General features: G+C 71.6%; 5 protein-coding genes. 4 read left to right on the top strand and 1 reads right to left on the bottom strand.

Annotated features, from left to right (window positions below):
* The 3 genes from cofH to dapC form a co-directional block, all read left to right on the top strand.
* The coding region (gene cofH, locus G6017_RS01495) for a 5-amino-6-(D-ribitylamino)uracil--L-tyrosine 4-hydroxyphenyl transferase CofH (protein ID WP_182615567.1) at nt 1-1,141 on the top strand (1,141 nt) is incomplete at its 5' end.
* Nucleotides 1,142-1,226: 85 nt separating this feature from the next.
* Complete coding sequence (gene fdxA / locus G6017_RS01490) at nt 1,227-1,550, top strand: ferredoxin (protein ID WP_095718370.1); 324 nt, start codon at nt 1,227-1,229, stop codon at nt 1,548-1,550.
* A gap of 5 nt (nt 1,551-1,555) precedes the next feature.
* A complete protein-coding gene (gene dapC / locus G6017_RS01485; protein ID WP_182610367.1) occupies nt 1,556-2,668 on the top strand; it encodes a succinyldiaminopimelate transaminase in 1,113 nt (370 codons plus the stop codon).
* 163 nt (nt 2,669-2,831) lie between these two features.
* On the opposite strand, the gene dapD is transcribed toward dapC, so the two are convergent.
* The gene (gene dapD / locus G6017_RS01480) at nt 2,832-3,800 is read right to left on the bottom strand and encodes a 2,3,4,5-tetrahydropyridine-2,6-dicarboxylate N-succinyltransferase (protein WP_179525597.1); all 969 of its coding nucleotides are present in this window, start codon (nt 3,798-3,800) and stop codon (nt 2,832-2,834) included.
* A 61-nt stretch (nt 3,801-3,861) separates the two neighbouring features.
* Between dapD and dapE the strand changes: the two genes are divergently transcribed.
* The coding region (gene dapE / locus G6017_RS01475; protein ID WP_524536228.1) for a succinyl-diaminopimelate desuccinylase at nt 3,862-4,713 on the top strand (852 nt) is incomplete at its 3' end.

Here is a 4,713-nt window from a genome sequence, read left to right as displayed (position 1 = left end):
GCTGGTCCCCGAGCGGGCGGACTCCGAGGTGCTCGCAGCGCTGCGGGCCGCGGAGTCGGACCCGGCCGGCCTCAAGGACGACCAGTACCTCGCCCTGGCCACGGCCACGGGGGACGGGCTGGCCGCCGTGGCCGGACTCGCCGACCGGATCCGCGCGGACGTGGTGGGGGAGACGGTGACCTACGTGGTCAACCGGAACATCAACTTCTCCAACATCTGCTACACGGGGTGCCGGTTCTGCGCCTTCGCCCAGCGCAAGGGGGACGCGGACGCGTTCTCGCTCTCGGCCGCCGAGGTGGCCGACCGCGCGTACGAGGCGTACGTCTCCGGGGCGTCCGAGGTCTGCATGCAGGGCGGGATCGACCCGGACCTGCCGGTCTCCGGTTACGCCGACCTCGTCCGCGCGGTCAAGGAGCGGGTGCCGTCCATGCACGTCCACGCGTTCAGCCCGATGGAGATCTCGAACGGGGCGGCCCGGTCCGGGGTGGGGGTCAGGGAGTGGCTCACCGAGCTGCGGGCGGCCGGTCTGGACACCATCCCCGGTACCGCGGCGGAGATCCTCGACGACGAGGTCCGCTGGGTCCTGACCAAGGGCAAACTCCCGGCCTCCGAGTGGATCGACATCGTCACCACCGCCCACGAGGTGGGCCTGCGCTCGAGCTCCACCATGATGTACGGCCACGTGGACACGCCGAGGCACTGGGTGGCGCACCTGCGCACCCTGCGGGGGATCCAGGACCGGACCGGCGGGTTCACCGAGTTCGTCCCCCTGCCCTTCGTGCACCGCAGTGCCCCGCTGTACCTGGCGGGCGCGTCCCGGCCGGGCCCGACGCGGGAGGAGAACGTCGCCGTCCACGCCCTGGCACGGATCATGCTGCACGGATCGATCCACAACGTGCAGACCAGCTGGGTCAAGCTCGGGGTCGCGGGGACGCGCACCATGCTCCGCGCGGGGGCGAACGACCTGGGCGGCACGCTGATGGAGGAGACGATCTCCCGGATGGCCGGGGCCGAGAACGGGTCCGCCAAGACCCCGGAGGAGATCGCGGAGATCGCCACCGGGATCGGTCGGCCCGCCCGGCGTCGGGACACCGTCTACGGACCGGCCCCCACCCAGATCCCCGTGACCGTCGTCACATAGCGCGACCGGCTTCGGGGCGGCGTCGTCGCGGACGCGGGGTGTGACATACGATGCAGGCCATACCGCTACGAGGAAGGTGGCTGACGTGACCTACACGATCGCAGAGCCGTGCGTCGACGTGATGGACAAGTCCTGCGTCGAGGAGTGTCCTGTCGACTGCATCTACGAGGGTGGACGGATGCTGTACATCCACCCCGACGAGTGTGTCGACTGCGGCGCGTGTGAGCCCGTCTGCCCGGTGGAGGCCATCTTCTACGAGGATGACACCCCGGAGGAGTGGTCCGAGTACAACACCGCCAACGTCGACTTCTTCGTCGAGTTGGGATCGCCGGGCGGCGCCGCCAAGGTGGGCAAGGTCGACTACGACCACCCGTTCATCAAGGCGCTGCCCCCCATGAACCAGGAGTGACCCCGGTGGTGTCGCGCCCGGAGCGTCGTCCGCCCGGGCGCGCGCTACCCGTGTTCCCGTGGGACACCCTCGCCGAGGCGAGGTCAGTGGCCACCGCGCATCCCGACGGCCTGGTCGATCTCACCGTGGGCACCCCCGTCGACCCGGTCGCCCCGGTGATCCGTGAGGCACTCGCCGCCGGATCCGCGGAACCGGGTTACCCGACCACCATCGGGACCGCGGAGCTCCGGCTCGCGGCCGCCGACGCTCTCCACCGGCGCTACGGGGTCACCGGCCTGGATCCCGGGGCGATCCTGCCCGCGATCGGTACCAAGGAGTTGATCGCGGGTCTGCCCGCACAGCTCGGACTCGGCCCGGGCCACACGGTCGTCGTGCCGGAGGTGGCCTACCCGACCTATGAGGTGGGGGCCCTGCTCGCGGGTGCGACGGTCGTGCGCGCCGACTCCCTGACGCAACTCGGCCCGTCGTCGCCCACCCTGCTCTACCTCAACTCGCCGTCGAACCCCAGCGGCCGGGTGCTCGGCGTGGACCACCTGCGCAAGGTCGTCGGTTGGGCCCGCGACCGCGGGGTGATCGTGGCCTCGGACGAGTGCTACCTCGGGCTGGTCTGGGAGGGTGAGGCGCCCTCGGTCCTCGACCCGCGTGTCTGCGACGGCGACCACACCGGGCTCCTGGCCCTGCACTCGCTGTCCAAGACGTCGAACCTGGCCTCGTATCGTGCGGGGTTCGTGGCGGGCGCCCCGTCCCTCGTGGCGGAGCTGCTGGCGGTGCGCAAGCACGCGGGTCTGATGATGCCCCTGCCCGTCCAGAACGCCATGACCGCGGCGCTCCGGGATGACGCCCACGAGGCCGAGCAACGCGAGCGGTACCGGGCCCGACGTGAGCTCCTGCTCCCGGCCGTGCAGGACGCCGGATTCCGGGTCGACGACTCGCAGGCCGGGCTCTACCTCTGGGCGACCCGCGACGAGCCCTGCCGGGAGACGGTGGACTGGTTCGCCGCCCGCGGTGTCCTGGTGGCCCCCGGTGAGTTCTACGGTTCCGCCGGGGCCCGGCACGTCCGCATCGCCCTCACCGCGACCGACGCCACCGTGGCCGAGGCGGTCCGTCGGCTGGCCTGAGCGGGTCGCACCCTACGTCCGCCCGGCCTCCCGCGTCGCCCAGCCTCCCGCGTCGCCCAGCCTCCCCAACGAGAAGGACGTTCCGCGCACCCGCCTCTCGGGCGATGTGTGCGGAACGTCCTTGTCGTTGGAGGTCGACGCCGCCGGCGAGCGTCGCGGGAGGTCAGTCGTTGGCGTGGAGCGCCTCGTTCAGCTCGACGCCCTCACGCTTCCACGGCACGGCCTCGACTGCGCCGGAGACGGAGTTGCGCCGGAACAGCAGATTGTCCATCCCGGAGAGCTGGCCCGCCTTGACGGGCTCGCGATCGGCCCAGGCCCCGGCCCGGACGTCCACCTTGGTCCCGGCAGTGACGTAGAGCCCGGCCTCGACCACGCAGTCGTCGCCGAGCGAGATCCCGATTCCGGAGTTGGCACCCAGCAGGCAGCGCTCGCCGATCGAGATGGTCTCCTTGCCGCCGCCCGAGAGGGTTCCCATGATCGACGCGCCGCCACCGACGTCGGAGTCCGCACCGACCACGACACCGGCCGAGACGCGTCCCTCGACCATCGACGGCCCGAGGGTGCCGGCGTTGAAGTTGACGAACCCCTCGTGCATGACGGTCGTCCCCTCCGCCAGATGGGCACCCAGTCGGACGCGGTCGGCGTCGGCGATCCGGACCCCGGACGGGACCACGTAGTCCACCATCCTCGGGAACTTGTCCACGCCGTAGACCGTCACCGGGCCGCGGGCGCGCAACCTGGCACGCACCATCTCGAATCCCGGTACCTCACAGGGGCCGAAGTTGGTCCACACGACGTTGGCCAGTGTCCCGAACAACCCGTCCATGTTGGCGAAGTGCGGCCGGATGAGCCGGTGGGAGATCAGGTGCAGCCGCAGGTAGGCGTCATAGGCGTCGGTCGGGGCCTGCGTGAGGTCCTCGATCTCGACCCGCACCGCGACCCGCTCGACACCGCGATCGGCGTCGGGTCCGGTGAGGGGAGCCAGCTCCTCGGGGACCTCGTCACCCGACAGGATTCGGTGACCCCCCTCGGAGGCCGCTCCGAGCTGGGGCGCTGGGTACCACACGTCGAGGACGGTGTGATCGGACGTCAGGGTGGCGATTCCGGTGGCCACGGCTCCGTGTGCACTCATGCCCCCGATGCTAGCGGTCGGCCCCGGCGCGTACCGGCCACGGGCATCTAAGGTGGACGCCGTGACCGCCGCCCTCGATCTGACCGCCGACCCGGTCGACCTCACCCGCGCCCTCGTCGACATCGCCAGTCCCTCCCGGGAGGAGGCGGAGATCGCCGGCGCCGTCCACACGGCGCTCGCATCCGTGGTCGCCGGCTTCACGGGTCCGGCCGCCGGGCGGACCGAACTCGTGCGGGACGGCCACCGCGTTCTGGCCCGCACCTCGAGGGGGTTGCCGACCCGGGTGGTGCTCGCCGGACATCTCGACACCGTCCCGGTGGCGGACAACGTCCCGTGCCGACTCACGGGTGAGGGAGCCGATCAGGTCCTGCACGGGTGTGGGACCGTCGACATGAAATCCGGCGACGCCGTGTTCCTCCACCTGTTCGCGACCCTGGCGGACTCCGCCGAGCTCGCGCACGATCTCACGTTGGTGCTCTACGACTGCGAGGAGATCGAGGCGACCGCGAACGGTCTCGGGTTCCTCGAACGGACCCACCGGGACTGGCTCACGGGGGACGTGGCGATACTCGGCGAGCCCACCGGCGGCCTGATCGAGGCGGGCTGCCAGGGCACCCTCCGGATCCGGGTCCACGCCCGCGGCACCCGGGCCCACTCGGCGCGGAGCTGGTTGGGGGACAACGCCGTGCACCGCCTCGCCCCGGTGCTGGCGGCGCTGGAGAGGTACGGACCGCGCTCGGTGGACATCGACGGCTGCGTCTACCGGGAGGGGCTGCAGGCCGTGAGGATGTCCGCGGGCGTGGCCGGCAACACCGTCCCGGACGAGGCGTGGCTCGACGTCAACTTCCGCTTCGCGCCGGACCGGCACACCGATGCCGCTCTCGCGCACGCCCTCGACGCGCTCGGGTTGACC

It is taken from the genome of Dietzia sp. B44 (assembly GCF_014145245.1).
Classification (GTDB): Bacteria; Actinomycetota; Actinomycetes; order Mycobacteriales; family Mycobacteriaceae; genus Dietzia; species Dietzia natronolimnaea.
The sequence above is the reverse complement of the archived record's forward strand: the minus strand, read 5'-3'. Positions and strand labels throughout refer to the sequence as shown.